We start from the raw sequence: 20,090 nt of genomic DNA, 5'->3' as shown, positions 1-20,090 counted from the left end.
AATGAAAAAGAAACTCATCGGTCCTTTCACGCAATTGCTTCCCATGCGCGACTTACCGCTTAGGGGATCCTTGGCTGACGATCAACTGTTGATAATATCTACAGGGGGAATCGTAGTGGAAGGCGAAAAAATAACAGATATCGGTGCCTATCAGGAATTAGAAGAGCGTCACTCTGGGACCATAGAACATATAAAAATGGTGAACAGTAGTATATGTTTACCAGCGTATGTCGATTGTCACACCCACATTGCTTTTGCAGGCGAGAGATCTCACGATTTTGCCCTTCGTAATGCCGGAGCCTCCTATCTCGAAATTGCAGCCAGTGGTGGTGGGATTTGGAGCACCGTACAGCATACACGAAAGATCACTTTCACCGATCTTGTGGAACAGATCAAAATTAATGCCCTCCAGCTCCTTCGCCAGGGTGTCACAACGATTGAAGTGAAGAGCGGATATGGATTAGAATTAGACCAGGAAATAAAGATTTTACAAGCGATACAACAAGCCGGCGAACAATTACCTATAGAACTTATACCGACCTGCCTAGCAGCACATATGAAGCCTCGAGATTATAACGGATCCGCTAGTAGTTACCTCTCCTATGTAGGAGAGCATCTCTTCCCTGTTCTCATACGTGAGGGGCTGAGTAATCGTATCGACGCTTTTGTAGAGCAAAGCGCCTTTTCAGTTTCGGAGATCACCCCCTACCTTCAGCGCGCTAAAGATTTAGGATTCGACCTCACCGTACATGCAGATCAATTCTCGACTGGTGGTTCCCGCCTGGCATGTGAATTAGAGGCCGTCAGCGCTGACCATCTTGAAGCATCCAGTAAACAAGATATCGCTTTATTGGGGGTATCTAATACGGTGGCTGTTGCTCTCCCGGGCGCATCGCTCGGTCTGGGGATGAACTTCGCTCCGTGCCGCGGACTGCTAGACGCTGGTGCAAGCTTAGCAATCGCGACAGATTGGAATCCGGGATCGGCTCCGATGGGACAACTTATGACTCAAGCTGCCATACTTGCAAGTAGCCAAAAATTGAGCAACGCAGAACTGTTTGCAGCTATTACCTACAGAGCAGCAAAGGCACTAAACTTGACCGACCGAGGATCGTTAAAGCCAGGAAACCGAGCGGACTTTATCGTGTACCAAACAAACAGTTATCAAAATATTCCTTATCATCAAGGCACATTATTACCAAAACAAGTTTGGTCTAATGGGCAGCTTGTATACCAAGAAAACAGAGGAGAATAGACATGACATTTCAAGAAGAACTACAGCAAGGACTACCGAAACACTTACCCGAAAAACCAACCCTTGACCCTTTGGTAAGCCATGCTCCTGCCAGAAAAAGTATACTTAGCGTCGAGGAAAAAAAATTAGCTATCCGGAATGCTCTACGATATTTCCCTAGTGCTTGGCATCATGAGTTAGCACATGAATTTCTCATGGAGCTAAAATTGTACGGCCGCATCTATATGTATCGGTTCAAACCGAAATACGCAATGTACGCCCGCCCAATTGACGAGTATCCTGCACAATGCCGACAAGCAGCCGCAATTATGCTAATGATACAAAACAATCTCGATCCCGCAGTAGCGCAACACCCAGATGAACTTATTACTTATGGGGGGAATGGTGCTGTATTTCAAAACTGGGCTCAATATCTACTTACTATGCAACTTTTGACGCAGATGAGCGATGAACAAACGTTACACATGTACAGTGGGCATCCCATGGGACTTTTCCCTTCCTCGAAGGGGGCGCCGCGCGTGGTAGTCAGTAACGGTATGATGATTCCCAATCATAGCAAGCCGGAGGATTGGGAAAGGTTCAACGCGTTAGGTGTCACACAATATGGTCAGATGACTGCTGGATCTTATATGTATATTGGTCCCCAAGGTATTGTTCACGGTACTACACTCACCGTGATCAATGCTTTCCGTAAGCATTACCCACATTGGACCAACATCGCCGGCAAAGTATTCTTAACGTCTGGTCTGGGGGGAATGAGTGGAGCCCAACCTAAAGCCGGGAATATAGCCGGTTGCCTTACCGTCTGCGCGGAGGTCAATGCCCATGCAGCAAAAAAACGGCACAGCCAGGGTTGGGTCGATATAATAATAAATGAAATGGACGACCTTATTATTAGAGTGAAACACGCAATACAACAGGGGCAAGTACTTTCTATTGCATTTGTTGGAAATGTCGTCGAGGTTTGGGAAGCATTTTACCAAGAGAATATTTACGTTGCGATCGGTTCCGATCAAACGTCGCTACATAATCCCTTTTCCGGAGGCTATTATCCTGTCGGAATGAGTTTTGAAGAGGCGAACAAATTAATGATAGAAGATCCCCATGCACTTAAGGTGGCGGTTCAACGTTCACTCGTTCGCCACGCTGCAGCAATTGAAAAACATGTAACACGTGGAACTTATTTCTTTGACTACGGCAATGCGTTTCTTCTTGAGTGCGCCCGAGCTGGCGCGGCGGTGATGGCGGACGACAAAGAAAACTTTAAATATCCGTCTTATGTGCAAGATATAATGGGTCCGATGTGTTTCGATTATGGCTTCGGACCGTTCCGTTGGGTGTGTTGTTCAGGTGACCCCAGCGATCTTACTTATACGGATCAGCTTGCATTACAAGTCTTACATGAATTACATGAGCACGCATATCCGGAAATTAAACAGCAGCTTGCCGATAATATTCGATGGATTGAGGGAGCCGCTAGACACGAACTTGTCGTGGGATCTCAAGCACGAATTCTATACGCAGATGCGCTGGGCAGAACACGTATCGCAAAAGCTTTCAACCAAGCGGTGCGAGAGGGGACTCTTAAGGCGCCTGTAGTAATCGGGAGAGATCACCATGACGTTAGCGGAACAGACTCTCCTTACCGAGAAACAAGCAATGTTTATGATGGAAGTAAGTTCACAGCGGATATGGCGATACAGAATGTGATCGGAGACGGCTTTCGTGGTGCTACTTGGATTTCTATCCACAATGGTGGTGGTGTAGGCTGGGGAGAAGCCGTTAATGGCGGGTTCGGATTACTACTTGACGGGACGGAGGACACAGATCTAAAATTAGAGAATATGCTATTTTACGACGTTAACAACGGAATCGCTCGTCGAGCATGGTCAGGCAGTACACATGCCCAGCGTGCCTTAAGCGCTGAGCTTAAACGTACTCCTTCATTAATAGTTCCACAACCAGAAATCGCTGATAGCGCATTAATTGACAACCTTTTCGAACAAGCTGGCGATGAGAATCAATTCGATTAATTACAAAGTAACGACGCTCGAATCGTTCCAAGGGCGTATTGATAGCGACGATCCAGCCGAGAGTCGCTGGCACCAGATCATACGTGTTGCTGACCTACGAAACGATCCTGTGCTGAACGAATGTTTTGTTCTGCTCGGGTTTGCGGTAGACGAGGGGGTAAAAAGAAATCATGGCCGTATCGGAGCCAGCGGAGGGCCAGCATCTTTACGTCGTATTCTCGCTAACCTTCCAGCCGGAACACTGGCCAAGGGACAGTTAGTCGATGCAGGGACAATTCATTGTATCGAGGGAAACCTTGAGGAAGCCCAGCACCTAGTCGCGGAATGTGTAGCATATATTCTTGCCAGTGGCGGCTTCCCAATTGTGTTGGGTGGTGGCCATGAAATAACCTATGGCCATTATCGAGGACTGCGAAAAATTTCCAATGGAAAGATCGGCGTGATTAATTTCGACGCCCATCTGGATATTCGATCGCCCAAGCCTAATGGAACCTCTGGCACAGGATTTTTTCAGATCGCGATGGACGAGCAGCAACGAGAAGGCTTCTATCATTACTTAGCCATAGGGATACAAGATAGCAGCAACACGCCGCTATTGTTTCAACGAGCACAAACCCTTAATATACTATGTATCAATAGGGATAAGTTTCATTTTAAATATGAAAAATCAATTAATGAGACAATTTTGAACTTTTTGAAGGAAATTGAACATCTCTATATCACGGTAGATATGGATGTATTTGCGGCCGCATTCGCTCCAGGCGTTAGCGCTCCGGCCTACAACGGCATCGTTCCTGATACGTTTTTCTTAGAAGTTTTTGATTCCTTAATTAATTCGGATAAATTAATAAGTGTCGACTTTGCGGAGCTAAACCCGCTATTTGATAGAGACATGTGCACTGCCCGCCTTGCTGCCAATCTCATATTTCGAATCGTACAGCAGAAAAGATTAAGATAAAAAAAGCTAAAAAGTAATGATGTATTACTTTTTAGCTCTTTAAAAATTATTTTGCGGGTGTAATCACCAATTTTCTAAACTCAACCCCCGTATGGTCCCCTTGTAAATAGATTGGACCAGGTTCGCCTTCATTACTATCCAACGCACCTCCGGTGATTCCAGGAATCTCCTGTTCACTAATGATAGTCTTCCCGTTAGCCACAATCGTAACCAATCTTCCACGAAGAGTGATCTCATAGGTATTCCATTCACCAGGTCCATTTGTTGCTAATTGGTTTGGTGCCAAGAATCCATAAACGCCACCATAAAACAAAGATCCTGGATGTCTGTCCTTAGGAGAATCCTCGATCTGCACCTCGTACCGGCCTCTTAGATAAATACCAGAGTTGCCCCCTTGAGCGTAACGAAATTCAGCCGTTAACTTGAAGTCTTCAAACTTTTGCTCAGTTATTAAATTCGCACCTGCCTCTTGGTTGATTAATATACCGTCCTTAACGACCCACTTATTATTCTCTTCCGAGGAAACTTTCCAACCTGTCAAGTCTGTTCCGTTGAACAACACAATCGGTGTTCCCCAAGCTGCCTCGCCTGTACGATTTAAGTAGGGCGCGCTGACACCGGTGTAATTAAACGCCTCTCCTTTGTTCGAAGTGATCGTCCCCTTAAGCTCACTTCCTACAAGTTCACCCTCAACTTTGATATCTCCTTCACCGCCTTCCCATTGCGGTGGGATGACAAACGAAAATTTACCGTCTTTTAATACAATATGTGAAACGGGTCTGCTGCTTCCCGAATCACTTACAAAGTATCCAACAAGTGTGTTGTATCCCGAGATTTTCACTTCTAGCCAAGAAGGCACCTTCTTACCCGCTTTATCGACCGTTATATCCCAACGGCCAACAAGGCCCTCGGCTTCTTTCGGTACTTCCAGCGAAGCTGGGTTATGAAGCTCTTCTTCCTGTTTAACTTGTTCTTGCTTTGCTTCAGATTCCGTTGACGCGCCGCCGCAGGAAGCCATAGTACCTGCTAACAGGCACGCAATCGTACTATATCCGATATATTTTTTTAACATCTTTATATGGTTAAGGTTTTCCAAACCTCTAAACTACAAAAAAATAAAATTAAATGTATCACCCATCGGTAGGATACTACCAGATTCTCACTAAGAGCGGATCAATTATTTCCATGGATAAGTAGTGGTATCGTATTTCCGGTCACGCCCTTTGTTTTTATTACCTTTATACTTTTTACTATTTTTCCAGCGTTTCTTTTGCTGGCCGGGAGCATAGCGTTTCGCCGATTTATCGCCATAAATTTTCTTTGCTTTCCCCGGTGGTATTCTACCGTGTCTGTGATAGGAACCATATGACGAACATGCGGACATGCCTATCACCAAAATCGCCATCAACACAAAACCTATTAATTTTTTCATCTTTACTGATTTTCTTTATCGAAAATACAAAATCCAAGCCACAATTTGTCAGTCCCTTCTTATGAAGACAAAGCCTCAAAGCCTGAGATAAAAACATCGTCCTACAACAGACTATAAATGAATAGAATACGTTCACTAACCCAGTTTTTATATAGTCGAAATTTCATTTTATTTTCCAAATCTGTCAACCCAGATAAACATTCAGCTTTACCTAAGTATAAAAAGCTACTTTAGATTGCTCCGCAGAGGTCCCTAGACAAACCGTCCGTCCGATCTACGAAGCAGCCCACAGTTCTGTATGGAAAAGTTAAGATCTTTTATAAAAACCCTGTTAGTATCCGATGTATTTCCGCTAGAAATTTAATAGCTATTCCAAGCGGGCGGTTCAGTATTCAGAAGATGACGAACAAAGAAGTCTCGCCGTTTGCGTTCGCCATAACTACCACCTGAGGAGTGTCCCATACCTGGAACTACAATCAACTCATGCTCTTTGCCTGCTTGAATCAAAGCATTACTCAATTGGAATGTAGATGACGGATCAACGTTATCATCGAGTTCACCGACAATCAGCATCAACTCTCCTTGTAAATTAGAAGCGTTTTCTACATTGGAACACTCCTCATATTGTCGCCCTAAAGGCCAGCCCATCCACTGTTCGTTCCACCAGATCTTATCCATCCGATTATCATGACAGCCACAGGAGGACACTCCTACTTTGTAAAACTCTGGATGAAACAGCAACGCTCCCGTAGAGCTCTGCCCACCGGCAGAAGTCCCATAAATACCTACCCGTGAAGTATCCATATACGAATATTTTCGTGCTGCTGCTTTAATCCATAAAATACGATCCGGGAAACCGGCATCTTTGAGGTTTTTCCAACTCACATTTTGAAAAGCTTTTGATCGGTTCGAAGTTCCCATCCCGTCAATTTGAACGACGATAAACCCAAGTTCGGCAAGCTCCTGCATACCCGAAGGATTAACCGTAAACGATTTTGGGACAAATGAGCTGTGTGGTCCAGCGTAGATATATTCGATTATCGGATAATGTTTCGTTTCATCAAAATCACTTGGCCGAATAATAATTCCCCAAATATCCGTACTATCGTCCCTCCCTTTCGTTGAAAAAATTTCTGGCGCACGCCAGCCAGCTTTACGTAGTTCAAGATCTTGCGCTTCTTCCAATTTCATTACGATCTCCCCACTTCGGTTTCGCAATAGCGTTATCGGCGCACTATCCACTCGTGAATACACATCCATGAATAAGGAAAAATCAGAATTAAAAGACGCGTTATGATTCCCATTTTCGAAACTCAGAGCACGCAAATTATCCCCGTCAAAATCAATACTATAATACTGTACGAAATAAGGGTCTTGCCCCTTCACCATCCCGCCTGCTTCAAAGATAATCTGCCTTCGTTTTTCGTCAACATGTACCACATTACGGACTGTCCATTCACCTTTGGTTATCTGATTGATAACCCTAGATTTATTTGTATCATAAAGGTATAAATGATTCCATCCGTCCCGTTCGGACGCCCATATAACTTCTTTTTTATCAGCAATATCGTAGCGAAACCGCTTACCGCTATAATCAATAAACGTGTCGCTAGTTTCTTCGATTAAGGTGCGCATAGCCCCATTGGAGGCTAAAAACTCAAAAACCGTATACTGCTGATGCCCCCGTTTATTATATTCAAAAGTAATCGCCTGACTATTCTTACTCCAAGCAATTCGGCTTATCGAAAATTGGTTCTCTAATACCTCTTCATTGGAACGCAATAAAGTATCCAACTCTAAATTATAGATTACAGGATAGTATTGCGAAAGAGCATCGCCAGGCTTTGGATAATCTCGGGTATGCAACTTCGGTTGCAACTGATCAACAGGCGAGGATTCAACCAATGTTAGTTGACGTACAGCGGCTGGACGAACTTTACTGGTCGCGATTTTTTTATTATCTGGCGACCAGTGTAATTGAGCTGAATAATATTCTTCGAAAGAGCCATCGAAAGTTAACTGCCTATTACTTGTCGTGTCATCCGCGGGGCGAACGAAAAGATTATGGTCTTTAATAAACGCAACCCATTTTTCATCTGGCGAGATGATCTTTTTCCCTTCACTATCATCAGAAATTCTCCCCCAATAAGCCGGTCGATCTTTCTTTTCTAAAGCCTGTTTCTGCGTAAGACTTTTAGTCGCAAACGTCCATTTCCACAAATATCCCTGATGCTCGAATTCAAAAGCTCCACCGGAAAGTTTTATCTTCTCTCGATCCAATGCATCTACATCAACGCTATGGCCAATCTTATTTTGTAAAGACGTCAAAAGTTCCTCTAACGTAAAAATTTCTTTTTTAGTCCGGAGCTTGGCATTGATTAGCATAAATACACGCCCTTTCGGTGTTTGCTTTTCATACCATAATTCGTTCCCGTCGGCACTCCATCCTTTTGAAAGAGGGGCGTCATAGAGCTTTCCCTTAACGGCTGATTTGTAGTGCTTGGCACGCTTGTAGTCGGCGGTTGTACCTTGCCCAAAGCTACAGGATATGTAAGATACAGTTAGCAGTAAGCAGCATAAAGTTTTAAACATCTTTTATTTGGTTATTCTTATTCTTTACAAAATAATATATAGGGATTCCCAGCAGAGTAATTCCAATTCCTGGGACCGTGTAATCTGGTTTATAAATAAGGAGCAGAATAATGAACGCTGTGCCCATCAAAATATAAATTATTGGCAGCAAGGGATACCCAAACGCCCGATATGGCCGAGGAAAATCTGGACGTGTATACCGTAATTTTATAACACCTGCGACAGCTAGAACATAAAAAACCACTACGACACAGGTGATCATATCAAGTAAATCGCCGTATTTTCCGCTAAGGCACCATAGACTTGCTATTACCGCCTGCAACCAAAGTGCGTACCCGGGTACACCGCTAGCATTGAGCGTTCCAACTTTTTTAAAGAATAAGCCGTCCTGCGCCATTGAATAGTACACCCGTGCACCCGAAAGAATGAGACCATTATTACATCCAAACGTACTGATCATAATCATCACCGCGATCAAAGAAATCCCGAAAGGACCGAATATCTCTTGCGCCGAACTCATACCGACACGATCTTTGGGTGCAGCAGCCATCTGACTTATTTCTAGTATACTGGTATACATTAAATTAGTAAGCAGATAAACTATCGTAACAATCAATGTACCCAAAGCTAAACTAAGACCAATATTACGCTTTGGGTTTTTAATTTCTCCCGCTACAGAAGAAGAAGAATGCCAGGAATCACTGCTAAAGAGTGCGCCAACCATCGCCGCGGAAATTGCTCCGAAAGCCCCAAACGTACTATATCTCTCGAGGCCGCCGTCAACATTCAATTTTTGCAAGCTCCACGTGTTACTGTTCAACCAATTTAATTGCCATATTTCATATTTGAACGCTAGAAACCCAGCAAGTACTAAAAACAATAGACTAAAGATCTTGACGAGCGTAAGCGTCGTTTGCACGCGTTTGCCGGATTTTATTCCCCGAGAATTGATAAAAGTTAACAATAAAATCACACCAATAGAGAGTAACTGGGCGGCGGATAACCGGTAGTCACCTATGCTAAGAAGATACACATCCTCATCTAACCAAGGAAAAAGATAAGCCGTAAATTTTGCAAACGCCACGCCAACAGCAGCAATTGTTGCCGTTTGTATTACAGCGAAAAAAGTCCAACCGAATACAAAACTCAAAAGTGGGCCGTATGCTTCACGTAGGTACACGTACTGGCCTCCAGCTTTTGGAAACATAGCGCTCAACTCTCCGTAACTCAACGCAGCAACAAGGGTCATAAATCCACAAATAACCCAAACGATCATAAGCCACCCTGCGGATCCAGTATGTCGAGCAATATCCGCCGACACAATAAAGATACCCGATCCAATCATACTACCGGCAACGAGCATCGTTGCATCCAGCAGCCCCATGGATTTATGAAAAGTACCACCCTTGTCTGTCATGTTTACATGTTATTTAAAATCGTAAAATTTCCAAGCCGTTTCGTAATCAATAGGGAGATCCTGTTTCGTTAGAATTGCGCGTAGCATTTCCATCGGCATGTAGTTTTCTTTGATAACCCGATCGTGAAACTCTTTATAACTCATTTTTCCCGATTCAACGAGCTCATTCTTTATACTCATTAACTGTAATCCACCCACCAGATAAGCCAATTGATAAAGCGGGCTATATCCGCCTTCGAAGGATCGCTTAACCTCACCATGCGCATTTGCTACCTCAAACCCCACTTGATCGGTCAAATAATCGATACACTGTTGGGGGGTCCACTCACCCAGATGAAACTTAATACTGAACGTAATTCGCGCGCAACGATGCATACGCCAGAAAAGCATACCAATACGCTGTTGGGGAGTTTTTGCAAATCCCTTAGAATAAAGAAGTAGCTCCCAATAAAGTGTCCAGCCCTCGGTCCAAAATGGTGTATTGAAAGCCTCCTCTCGATAAGGCATAAACCTTCGATTCATAAAATACTGAAGATGATGCCCAGGGATTAATTCATGCTGAACCGTTGCTCTGGAAAAATGCGGGTTATTCCCGCGCATACTCATCAACTTTTCAGATTGACTCATCCCATTAGTAGGGTAAGAAATACTTATCTCGCGCCCGCCAGTAAAAAACGGGTTAATAAGTTGACGTTCGGGGGTCATCATAATCATCCCCCATGTCTCCTCGGCAAGTGGGGGCACATCCATCAAGTCATTCTCTTGGATGAATTGTTGAGCGTCGTTATACAACTCCATAATCAGCTCCGGTTGTCTACCTACGGGGACATACGAATTCTTTACTTCCTCTTGAGCGGCCTTCCAATTATCGCCGTGTCCCATTTCACGTGATGCTTTTAACAGCTCTTCTTTACACCAAGCGAACTCCTGATCAGCCAGGCGTAGTAACTCATCGGCATTATAAGAAATCATCTCATCGCGTAACTCCCGGTCTAACGCCTTTCTACCGATTGGCGTCCCACCGATATTACTACCATCATCAAAAACTTCCCAATCACTTTTGCCAGTTAATGTTTGTTCATAGCTTGTGAGCGCCAATACAAGCTCCTGGTAGGGCTGTTGTCCCCACCAAGAAAATGACGGTTCATAGCCATTATAAAACTCATAACAACTCGCTAGCCTTAATTTTAAAGAACCAATTACCTGTCTCAAAAAATTCACATCCGAATAAGGGATCGAAGGAGCGATTTTGATCTCTTTACTTTTTTCGATAACAGCATCTTTTGACACTTGAAACATGGCCGCAATTCGCTGTCCATCGATTACAGCACCACGCCTACGAATTTTCTCAAAATCAAAAATATCGTTCGCAAAAGGTAAATATGCTCTTAATCGATCGTAACACGCTATTTGCTCATCCAATTGTTGAATGTCGGATTGAATTTTTCGTTTGAGAAGGATATAGTCAACTTGTCCGGAGGTGTTTAACTTCTCATAAGGAAAGTCCTTTAATTTATTTAAATAAGTATTGTCTAGCTCACGCAAACGTAGTAATTGCTCAGGAGATGGCGCAGCTTGCTGCCGGTTGCCCTCTGCGGGCATGGGGCCATAAAAATAATTAATCGCTTGGACGTCGTGCCCGTATTGAACTACAAATGGTTCAATCGGTGTAGTATGAGAGTAAAGTTCTTGTGCCACGGTACAATGTAAACAGACAAGCAAAGAAAAACCTGTAATCGTCAGTTTCACCAAGTTCTTTTTAGCTCGCATCATAATTTTGTCATTACAGGTTCTTATCGATCAAACCGATCAGGTCTAAAATTCATTATTTCTACAGGTACCGAACGCTCGCTAAGGATATCTGCAACTGTCTTTCCAAAGGCAGGTCCTAAACTCAAGCCCATCATCCCACCACCAGCGGCGACAGTAAGATTACTGATTTTACGGCATCTTCCTAAATAGGGAAGTCCGTCCGGTGTGCATGGACGGTAACCGTACCATACTTTATCCTGGGGATAGTCTATCTTAAGTTCTGGATAATAGTCCGGAATTGATTCTACGATACCTTTGACTCGGTTGACATTTATCTTATCATTCGCAGTTCCGAGCTCCATCGTACCACTAAATCGTATCTTTTCATTCATTGGAGTTACAGCCACTCGTGCTTCCAACAGTAGAGCGGCATGATTTAGCCCTACTTGCCCTTCTGGCGTATACATAAAAGAATACCCTTTTCCAGGCATTAATGGCATTTTAATACCAAGTTTTGCACTAAGATTCGGTAAAAATGCCCCCGGAGCTAACACGAATTGGTCAGCTTTAAAATTACCTTTGCTCGTGACCACTTCCTGTACATTACCGGCTGATACCTTAAAATCTAAAACCTCCACATCATCGAAAAGACGAACACCACCTCGTTTTAGCGAGTCGATCAGTTGTCTCATCAATTTTTGCGGATATAATTTACCATCGCACTTATAGTAAGCAGCTCCCAATGCTTCGACCTTCATGTTAGGTTCCAAAGCTTGTAGCTGCCCCGCATCCAGTAATTCTACCTCTAAACCTAAGTCCCGTGCGCGAAAAGCCATCTCTTGCTCCTCGTGTTGAACTTCTTTAGTTTTGTACATCATAATAATGCCGTTCTGCTGAAGCTCGAAATCAAAACCTTCCATCGAAGAAAGTTCATCATAAAGACGTGAGCTGTATAAATTCAACGCACCTAAATCCTTCGAATTATTGTCCACATGCTGACGATTGGCGTGCTTTAAAAATTTAAGACCCCAATCCATCAATTTCCAGCTTAAGCTTGGACGAACATAAAAAGGACTTTTGCTGTCGAACATCCATTTTATTCCTTGAGCGACTATTCCTGGAGCAGCCATCGGCGTAAAATGACTTGGAACGAGCATACCCGCATTCCCATAAGAACAATTTTCAATTTCACTCTTTTTATCGATAATGGTAACATCCCATCCATCTTTCATCAAATAAAAAGCTGACGATAGCCCTGCTATCCCAGCTCCAATTACAACTGCCGTACCTTTATTATTCTCCACTGTTTTACTATTATTAGTCGTCTTTACATCACTTGGAACCCTTCTTTATAAGGGTCGTTGTCGTCAATTATTATGGTATTGTATCCGGTTATACGCGCCCATCCTTCGATCGAGGGAATGATAGCATCGCGGCCAGCAACTTTTAGCGTTCCTTCGATTTTTCCTGTAAACTGCGAACCAATATAGCTTTCGTGAATAAATGTATCGCCTAGTTTAAGCTTCCCTTTAGCATACCACTGAGCCATTCGTGCCGAGGTTCCTGTTCCACATGGAGACCTATCTAAGGCATTCTCGCCCACAAGTACCGCGTTGCGGCCTGAGGAGTTTGGTTTAGTTGGATTACCAGTCCACTGGATATGGCTTAAGCCGTGGATATTAGAATCTTCAGGATGTTGAAAATTATATTTTTCATTTAATAAACCCCGAATTAACTTTCCATAATGGATTAGGTTGCTCGCCGAAAAGGCAGTTATATCCGAAAAATTTTCCTGAGGATCAATGATTCCGTAAAAATTTCCGCCATAAGCTACGTCCACATGAATTTCTCCTAAATCGGGACAGTCTACCACAAGGTCTTCCGCGTAAAGAAATGAAGCAACATTGGTAAGCTTGACCGATTCTACCTTCTCACCCTGCTGCTTATAGTCAATAAGTACAATACCGGCTGGTGTTTCCAGACGTAACTTCCCAGGCACTTTAGGAATTACAAGTCCCTCTTCGATCGCAATCGTTACGGTACCAATTGTACCGTGTCCACACATAGGTAGACATCCGCTGGTTTCAATATAGAGAACACCAACATCATTTTGTGGGTCCGTTGGAGGATAAAGCATGCTACCACTCATCATATCGTGACCTCGAGGTTCAAACATCAATCCTTTACGAATCCAGTCATATTCTTGCATAAAATGTAAACGCCTCTCCATCATAGAATTACCAGACAAAAATGGCGCTCCACCAGCTACTAGGCGCACAGGGCACCCACAGGTATGCGAATCAATACAAAAAAAGGTCTTTTTCATCTATTACGATTAGGAATATGCTAATTCGCGTTTGTTGTCTACAATACGTTCTATTTTTAAAGGGTTACTCTCTTGAAGTTCCTGTGGCAGCAACTCATCTGGCCAATTTTGAAAACTTACAGGTCTCAAGAAACGTTTAATCGCATCAGGACCGACCGAGGTGAATCGGCTATCGGTACTCGATGGAAAAGGTCCCCCGTGCTGCATAGCCAACACTACATCCACGCCTGTTGGCATGCCGCCAAAGAGTAAACGTCCACATTTTTTTTGAGCAAGATTAAAAAGATCTACATATTGCTTCATATCGCCCTTAGTTGCAGAAAACGTAATAGTCAGCTGCCCCCCTAGCTGTGCTAGCACGGCTAGCATCTGCTGTTGATCCTCACACTCCACCAATAATCCTGCTGGTCCGAATACTTCATGGCTAAGGATTGGATTGTCGATAAAGTATTTCGCATCAACGCTATAAATGGCGCCCTGGCCTTGCCCATTTTCGGCGGCAGATCCTGCCCCGATTTGTTCCACACCCTGTTGTTCCAGCAGTTGCGAGCGGCCTTGGTTATAACTATTTGCAATTCCTTGATGAAGCATCCGTGCTGCCGGAATCTTTGCGATTTCCTCTTGTAACTGTTGCTTAAAGGACGCTAAAGAAGCATCTTTTTGAACAACCAACACACCGGGGTTCGTACAGAATTGCCCTACACCTAACGATAAAGATCCTACATACTGTTGGGCGAAAGTTGAGGTATTTTGTTGGAGGAACTCAGGGAGTGCAAAGACGGGATTTACACTCCCCATCTCTGCAAATACAGGAATTGGTTCTTCACGAGTGACGCCCAAATTAAATAGTGCTTTACCCCCCGCTAATGATCCAGTAAAGGCGACGGCTTTGATCGCTGGATGCAATACAAGTGCCTCTCCAACACTGTTTCCAGCTCCTTGAATATATCCAAAAGCACCTTCAGGAGCACCATGTTTTCTTAATCCTCGCTGAATTGCTTCGGCCATTATTTGAGACGTCGCTGGATGCCCCGGATGCTCTTTGTACACAACTGAACAGCCGGCAGCGATTGCACTTGCTGTATCTCCACCAGCTGTGGAAAAAGCAAAAGGAAAGTTACTAGCTCCGAATACCGCAACAGGACCTACTGCTTTATTATACTTTCGTATGTCCGCCTTTTGCACGCCATCCCCTTTGTCAATTCGTGCTTCGGCAAACAGGCCACTCTTTATCGCATTTGCATATGAACGCCATTGTCCAACAGTACGTCCCTTCTCTCCTTGCAAACGAGCATTTGGAAGTCCTGTTTCTTGTTCAGCAGTTTGAATTAAAGATTCCCCCAATTCAGTAATCTCATCGGCAATCGAATGCATTAAGGCTGCGCGTTCATGTAGACTTATTTTTTGCAAGTAATCCGAGGCAGCAACTGATTTAAGGACGATGGCATGAATTTGTTCGTTGGACATATATCTTTCTGTTTTTATAGTTTAGGTCTTGATGCAATAGCATCATCAATTATTTTAATTACAGCTTCTTTCTCTTCACCTACAAGTTCAAGACGCGGAGCACGAGTATATGGAGTACATAAACCTTCTTTATTTGCAGCTAGCTTAATATACTGCACCAATTTGGGTTTAATATCCAGCTCCAATAGTGGCATAAACCAGCGGTATATCTCTACAGCCTTATCAATTTCACCTTTTTTTACTAGGTCAAAAATAGCATAGGTTTCTCTCGGGAAAGCATCCACCAGCCCCCCAACAACTCCATCAGCACCAAGCGCAATTGACTCAAGAAAAATGGTATCTACACCCCCTAATATTTTTAAACGATCTCCAAAACGGTTACGTAGGCGGGTGATATTCGTTAGGTCTCTAGTCGATTCTTTTACAGCCTGCACGTTAGGTTCCTGAAGTAGCTCTTCAAACATGTCTAGAGTAATATATGTGGCGTAGTCCACTGGATTGTTGTAGATAAGTAAAGGTAGCTTTGTGCTCTGAGCAATACTCCGGAAGAACGCAACGACCTCTCTATCATCACCGCGATAACGCATTGGGGGAAGAACCATCAATCCGTCCGCTCCTAATTCTTCTGCCCGCTGTGCAAACTCAACAGCCGCTTTCGTCGTATTCTCCGTTAAGTTCAACAGTACAGGAACCCGTCCGTTAACAACCTTTAAGGTATGCGACAATAAGGTGAATTTTTCTTCTGTGTCTAATGTGCTTGCCTCGCCCAATGATCCTGCAAGAATCAAACCATGGATGCCTGCAGCAAGTTGTGCTTCGATATTGATGTCAAGCATCTCTAAATTTAAATCACCATTCTCGTGAAAAGGTGTTAACATTGCTGGAAAAATCCCACTCCAATTTATAGTAACCATAATTATTAAATGTTTTTTTTCAAAACTATGGTCTATTCCTAGTATATGCTAGTCAGGATTTAATCAAAACTTACCGCATTTTAACAGTATTGCTTACAGTACCTTATTCCTATATTGAGCAAAATATTCTTTGGGAGAGCACCCAGTGATCGATCGGAATACTCGATTGAAGTTCGTTATACTGTTGAAGCCGGAATTATACGCTACCAAACCAATACTTTCGTAACGCTGGGCAGTTATCAAAGTACATGCTTCTTGAATACGAAGTTCATTAACGTAACTGACGAACGTGAGACCTGTGTGTTTTTTAAAATAACGGCAGAACGCCTGGGGAGTAAGATTGGCATGATCTGCTGCTTCCTCCAAGGTAATACTACGACGAAAATTCTCTTTTATGTACCGGCAGACATCGTTAATCCTTAAAAACCCTTCTTCTTTGGCGAGTACTGTGGCCAAAGAAAGAGGTTTAAGTTCATTAGCTACCAAGCTAAGCTCCTTAAGAAGGTATACGAAGCTCAATAATTGATTCATACTTTCCGCTTTCCTTAAAAGGGAGATGCGCCGTTTAATTCGAGTAGTATATGCCTGTGGAACTTTAAACCCGTGGCTGTTGCTTAAAATAAAGGAAAAAATATCGCGCAATTCCGGCATATTCATTAAGCTTGAAAGCCCCCCATTTAAGTTGAAAAAGATTGAAACGGTTTCCACGCTTGCCGAGTCTACAGTATTATCGTTTTTTTTAAATACGTGAGGTTGATTAGGTCCTAGAAGGAATATATCATTTGTCTGAAAGGTGTGGAAATTATCCGAAAGAAACAGTGTTCCCTCGCCTTGAACGATCCACATTAATTGATATTCCTCGTGCTTATGAAAATAGGGGTAAAAATTTGATAATTTATCCTCTTGCACATATACGCTCTTATCCCTGGGTGAAGGAACACTAAATTGAATCAATTTCATAACAAGTTTTTGTTAGAGACCTTAAATATCTGTTTACACTACACGATATCGTATGACTAGTAGGATGAAAGTTACAAGATTAACTTAATATTAACAAGAAACCCGACACACAAAGGCGAAAATACAGTGAGAATTGGCTAATATTCAGTAAGTTTTATTTACCGGCGCCTGTATATTGTAACTACGTCGTTCATCAATATACTCCACAGTGCATATTTTAGCCGGTTCCAAACTTTCGAACATGATACTTCGGGTTTAATGTCTTATAAACGCTTCCCAACAAAAAGACATTATAGATAGACAACAGTGGGTTAATTTACGAACTATAAATACCAATATCCGGTAACAATATAAAGCTATGAAGTACTATTTTTGGGTTTGTAGCTTATTAACCGATAAAAGGTAAAACTACTTACTAGGGCGTGTTTCGATAAAAAACACCATTAATATCTATATGCGAAAACTTACTAAACTTCCCATAGCATTGCTCCTTTTGCAGACAATGATTAGCAACGATAGTTTTGCTCAAAATCCATTTTGGGAGAAAATAAAAGACCAACCTCACACTCTCGATCTTGGTTCGGGCAGCGAAAATTTCATACTTCCCGAGCTAAATTTAGCTATTCTTAAATCATCGCAAACCGTTAGCTCGTTAAAATTAAAAGGCGATTCTGCTTTCGATTATACACCGGACGAACTGCTAAAGAACAGAGCGCGTGATAATTTTTATCATCTTGGCGATATCAACCTAACTATACGTGCGGTGGGAGAATCTTCGTGGAAACGATTCTCCTCTGCACAAAAGCGCGAGGCCATAAAACCGCTGAGAACCTCCGGAAATATGTTAGCTGCAGCCGAGCTAACCGCGACATTAAACAGTATTCCGCTTCAAGTGACGCGAAGCTGGGAACAAGATAATGGTAATTTGGTCTTACGTTTTACAGTCAAAAACACAACAAAAAAAGCGTATGAAATTGGCGCGTTGGGCATCCCTATGATTTTCAATAACAACATGGACTGGAAAAATCTCGATAATGCGCATGCGGACAACGTATTCTTCGATCCTTACATTGGAAAAGATGCCGGTTATTTACAAGTCAACAGGCTCCATGGAAACGGCCCAAGTCTTCTTGTTCTCCCTTTAGAGAACGCTGGCTTTGAAGCCTATCGTCCCCTCAACGATGACCCAACTCCACGAAGCATTACGTTCGAAGGCTTTCACGAGTGGTTAATCCATAGTAAATGTTTTGCCCAAACAGAATGGAAAGGCGTCGAACAATGGAATGAACCTACTTCAGAGGTTCTTAAACCCGGTGATACGAAAAGTTATGCGCTTAAATTGGTGTTAGCTCCCAGTATTACGGAAATCGAGAACACGCTCCTAAAACAAAAAAGACCCGTTGCGATAGGCGCCCCAGGATATCTAATCCCGCAGGACGCCCCGGGGAAACTATTTATAAAATATAAAGAAAAGGTAAAGGACATCCAAATATATCCAGCTGGTTCTATAAGACTAGACAAACTTGAGGCTACCCCTGAAAAATGGATAAGCTACAAGGTAATCGGAAATAAATGGGGAAGATCCCGCGTAACGATCACATATGACGACGGGCTGGTACAGACAGTTCAATACAAAGTTATCAAGCCAGAACGGCAAGTCGTAGCAGATCTTGGTCATTTCCTCACAAATGATCAATGGTATGAAAGTCCTCATGACCCTTTTCACCGATCGCCCTCGGTCATCACTTATGATTATGAAACAAAATCACATGTAACAGAACATCAAAATGCATGGTTTGCAGGCCTTAGCGATGAAGCAGGCGCAGCAAGCTGGTTGGCTGCCATAATGAAACAACTTGTGCAACCCAATCCTCAGGAAATAGATAAACTAAAGAAGTTTACTGAACAAACTATGTTTGGGAGAATTCAGCATAAGGAGGGTAAAGATAAATATGGCGTGGTTAAAAGCTTATTCTTTTACGAACCAGATTCAATGGCAGCAGGAACGTACAGTGATTCTATAAATTATAAAACTTGGGCAGCATGGTCGAAAAAGGAAGCTGACGACATAGGTCGCTCGTATAATTATCCACATGTCGCTGCTGCACATTGGGTGTTATACCGGCTCGCAAGAAATTACAATCAACTGGTGACAGAACACACGTGGAAGACGTATCTAGATAGAGCATTTCAGACAAGTGTGGCTATGGTTGAAAAAGCGCCACATTACGCGCAGTTTGGACAAATGGAGGGAAGCGTCTTTCTATTCATCCTTATGGATCTAAAAAAGGAAGGTTTGCTTGAACAGGCCTCAAAATTAGAAGATCTGATGAAACAACGTGCATTACATTGGAAAACACTTAACTATCCGTTTGGCAGTGAAATGCCATGGGATTCCACAGGCCAAGAGGAAGTATATCTCTGGTCACGGTACTTTGGCTTTGATCAAAAAGCCGAGATAACCTTAAATGCTATCCTTGCCTATGTCCCCAACGTACCGCACTGGGGTTACAATGGCAGTGCTCGCCGATATTGGGACTTTGTTTACGGTGGAAAACTTGCTCGCGTGGAACGGCAGTTACACCATTATGGCTCTGCTCTTAACGCCATTCCAATCCTAAACGAGTACCGGGACAATCCAGAAAATTTCTACCTCCTACGTGTAGGGCATGCGGGCATGATGGGTGCACTGGCAAACGTTACTCAAGACGGTTTCGCGCCGGGAGCTTTCCACTCATACCCATCGACGCTTGCGAATGACGGGATTACAGGAGACTATGGGTCCGGATTTTACGGTTATGCCGTGAACTCAGGAACTTACATTATAAACCATCCTAAATTCGGATGGCTAGCATTCAGTGGAAATCTCACTGAATCTAAGGGGAAAATTAAAGTGGATTTAACTACTGCCTCCAGAGCTCGTGTGTTCCTCGCTGAACAGAGGCTATGGATCACTCTTGATGCGGGCCAGCTGCAATCCTTAG

14 protein-coding genes are annotated in these 20,090 nt (G+C 43.2%); 4 read left to right on the top strand and 10 right to left on the bottom strand.

The window, feature by feature from the left end:
- The first annotated feature begins 1 nt into the window (after position 1).
- The 3 genes from hutI to hutG are packed head-to-tail and all read left to right on the top strand — an operon-like array spanning position 2 to position 4,246.
- Entirely contained in the window at positions 2 to 1,255 is a 1,254-nt protein-coding gene (hutI, locus tag HP439_RS06950; protein WP_172389616.1) for an imidazolonepropionase, read from the top strand.
- Between the two features lie 2 nt (positions 1,256 to 1,257).
- Complete coding sequence (locus HP439_RS06945; protein WP_172389615.1) at positions 1,258 to 3,288, top strand: urocanate hydratase; 2,031 nt, start codon at positions 1,258 to 1,260, stop codon at positions 3,286 to 3,288.
- Positions 3,269 to 4,246, top strand: coding sequence for a formimidoylglutamase (gene hutG, locus HP439_RS06940; protein WP_172389614.1), 978 nt, complete (start codon positions 3,269 to 3,271; stop codon positions 4,244 to 4,246). Before HP439_RS06945 ends, hutG begins: the two co-directional genes overlap by 20 nt.
- A 46-nt stretch (positions 4,247 to 4,292) precedes the next feature.
- On the opposite strand, the gene HP439_RS06935 is transcribed toward hutG, so the two are convergent.
- The 10 genes from HP439_RS06935 to HP439_RS06890 form a co-directional block, all read right to left on the bottom strand.
- Entirely contained in the window at positions 4,293 to 5,318 is a 1,026-nt protein-coding gene (locus HP439_RS06935) for a 3-keto-disaccharide hydrolase (protein WP_172389613.1), read from the bottom strand.
- A gap of 105 nt (positions 5,319 to 5,423) precedes the next feature.
- Entirely contained in the window at positions 5,424 to 5,678 is a 255-nt protein-coding gene (locus HP439_RS06930; protein WP_216657787.1) for a hypothetical protein, read from the bottom strand.
- Positions 5,679 to 6,038: 360 nt separating this feature from the next.
- Positions 6,039 to 8,270, bottom strand: a complete 2,232-nt coding sequence (locus HP439_RS06925; protein WP_172389612.1) for a S9 family peptidase — start codon at positions 8,268 to 8,270, stop codon at positions 6,039 to 6,041.
- Entirely contained in the window at positions 8,263 to 9,687 is a 1,425-nt protein-coding gene (locus HP439_RS06920) for an APC family permease (protein WP_172389611.1), read from the bottom strand. The genes HP439_RS06925 and HP439_RS06920 overlap by 8 nt, the downstream gene beginning before the upstream one ends.
- Positions 9,688 to 9,696: 9 nt before the next feature.
- Positions 9,697 to 11,460, bottom strand: a complete 1,764-nt coding sequence (locus tag HP439_RS06915; protein WP_172389610.1) for a DUF885 family protein — start codon at positions 11,458 to 11,460, stop codon at positions 9,697 to 9,699.
- 20 nt (positions 11,461 to 11,480) lie between these two features.
- On the bottom strand, positions 11,481 to 12,743 hold the full coding sequence (locus HP439_RS06910; protein WP_172389609.1) for an FAD-dependent oxidoreductase: 1,263 nt from the start codon (positions 12,741 to 12,743) through the stop codon (positions 11,481 to 11,483).
- Positions 12,744 to 12,766: 23 nt separating this feature from the next.
- Positions 12,767 to 13,765: a 4-hydroxyproline epimerase gene (locus HP439_RS06905; protein WP_172389608.1), complete on the bottom strand. Its 999-nt coding sequence runs from the start codon at positions 13,763 to 13,765 to the stop codon at positions 12,767 to 12,769.
- Positions 13,766 to 13,774: 9 nt separating this feature from the next.
- Positions 13,775 to 15,232, bottom strand: coding sequence for an aldehyde dehydrogenase (NADP(+)) (locus HP439_RS06900; RefSeq protein ID WP_172389607.1), 1,458 nt, complete (start codon positions 15,230 to 15,232; stop codon positions 13,775 to 13,777).
- Positions 15,233 to 15,246: 14 nt separating this feature from the next.
- A complete protein-coding gene (locus HP439_RS06895; protein ID WP_216657786.1) occupies positions 15,247 to 16,146 on the bottom strand; it encodes a dihydrodipicolinate synthase family protein in 900 nt (299 codons plus the stop codon).
- A 93-nt stretch (positions 16,147 to 16,239) separates the two neighbouring features.
- Positions 16,240 to 17,106: an AraC family transcriptional regulator gene (locus HP439_RS06890; protein WP_172389606.1), complete on the bottom strand. Its 867-nt coding sequence runs from the start codon at positions 17,104 to 17,106 to the stop codon at positions 16,240 to 16,242.
- 454 nt (positions 17,107 to 17,560) lie between these two features.
- Here HP439_RS06890 and HP439_RS06885 point away from each other — a divergent pair.
- Positions 17,561 to 20,090, top strand: a 2,530-nt coding sequence (locus HP439_RS06885; protein WP_172389605.1) for a DUF5695 domain-containing protein, incomplete at its 3' end; no start/stop codon positions are given.

Origin of the sequence: Sphingobacterium shayense (assembly GCF_013179575.1) — a bacterium.
In the GTDB taxonomy this organism is placed as follows: domain Bacteria; phylum Bacteroidota; class Bacteroidia; order Sphingobacteriales; family Sphingobacteriaceae; genus Sphingobacterium; species Sphingobacterium shayense.
Note: the sequence above shows the minus strand (reverse complement) of the source record. Positions and strands in the feature narration are given on the sequence as shown.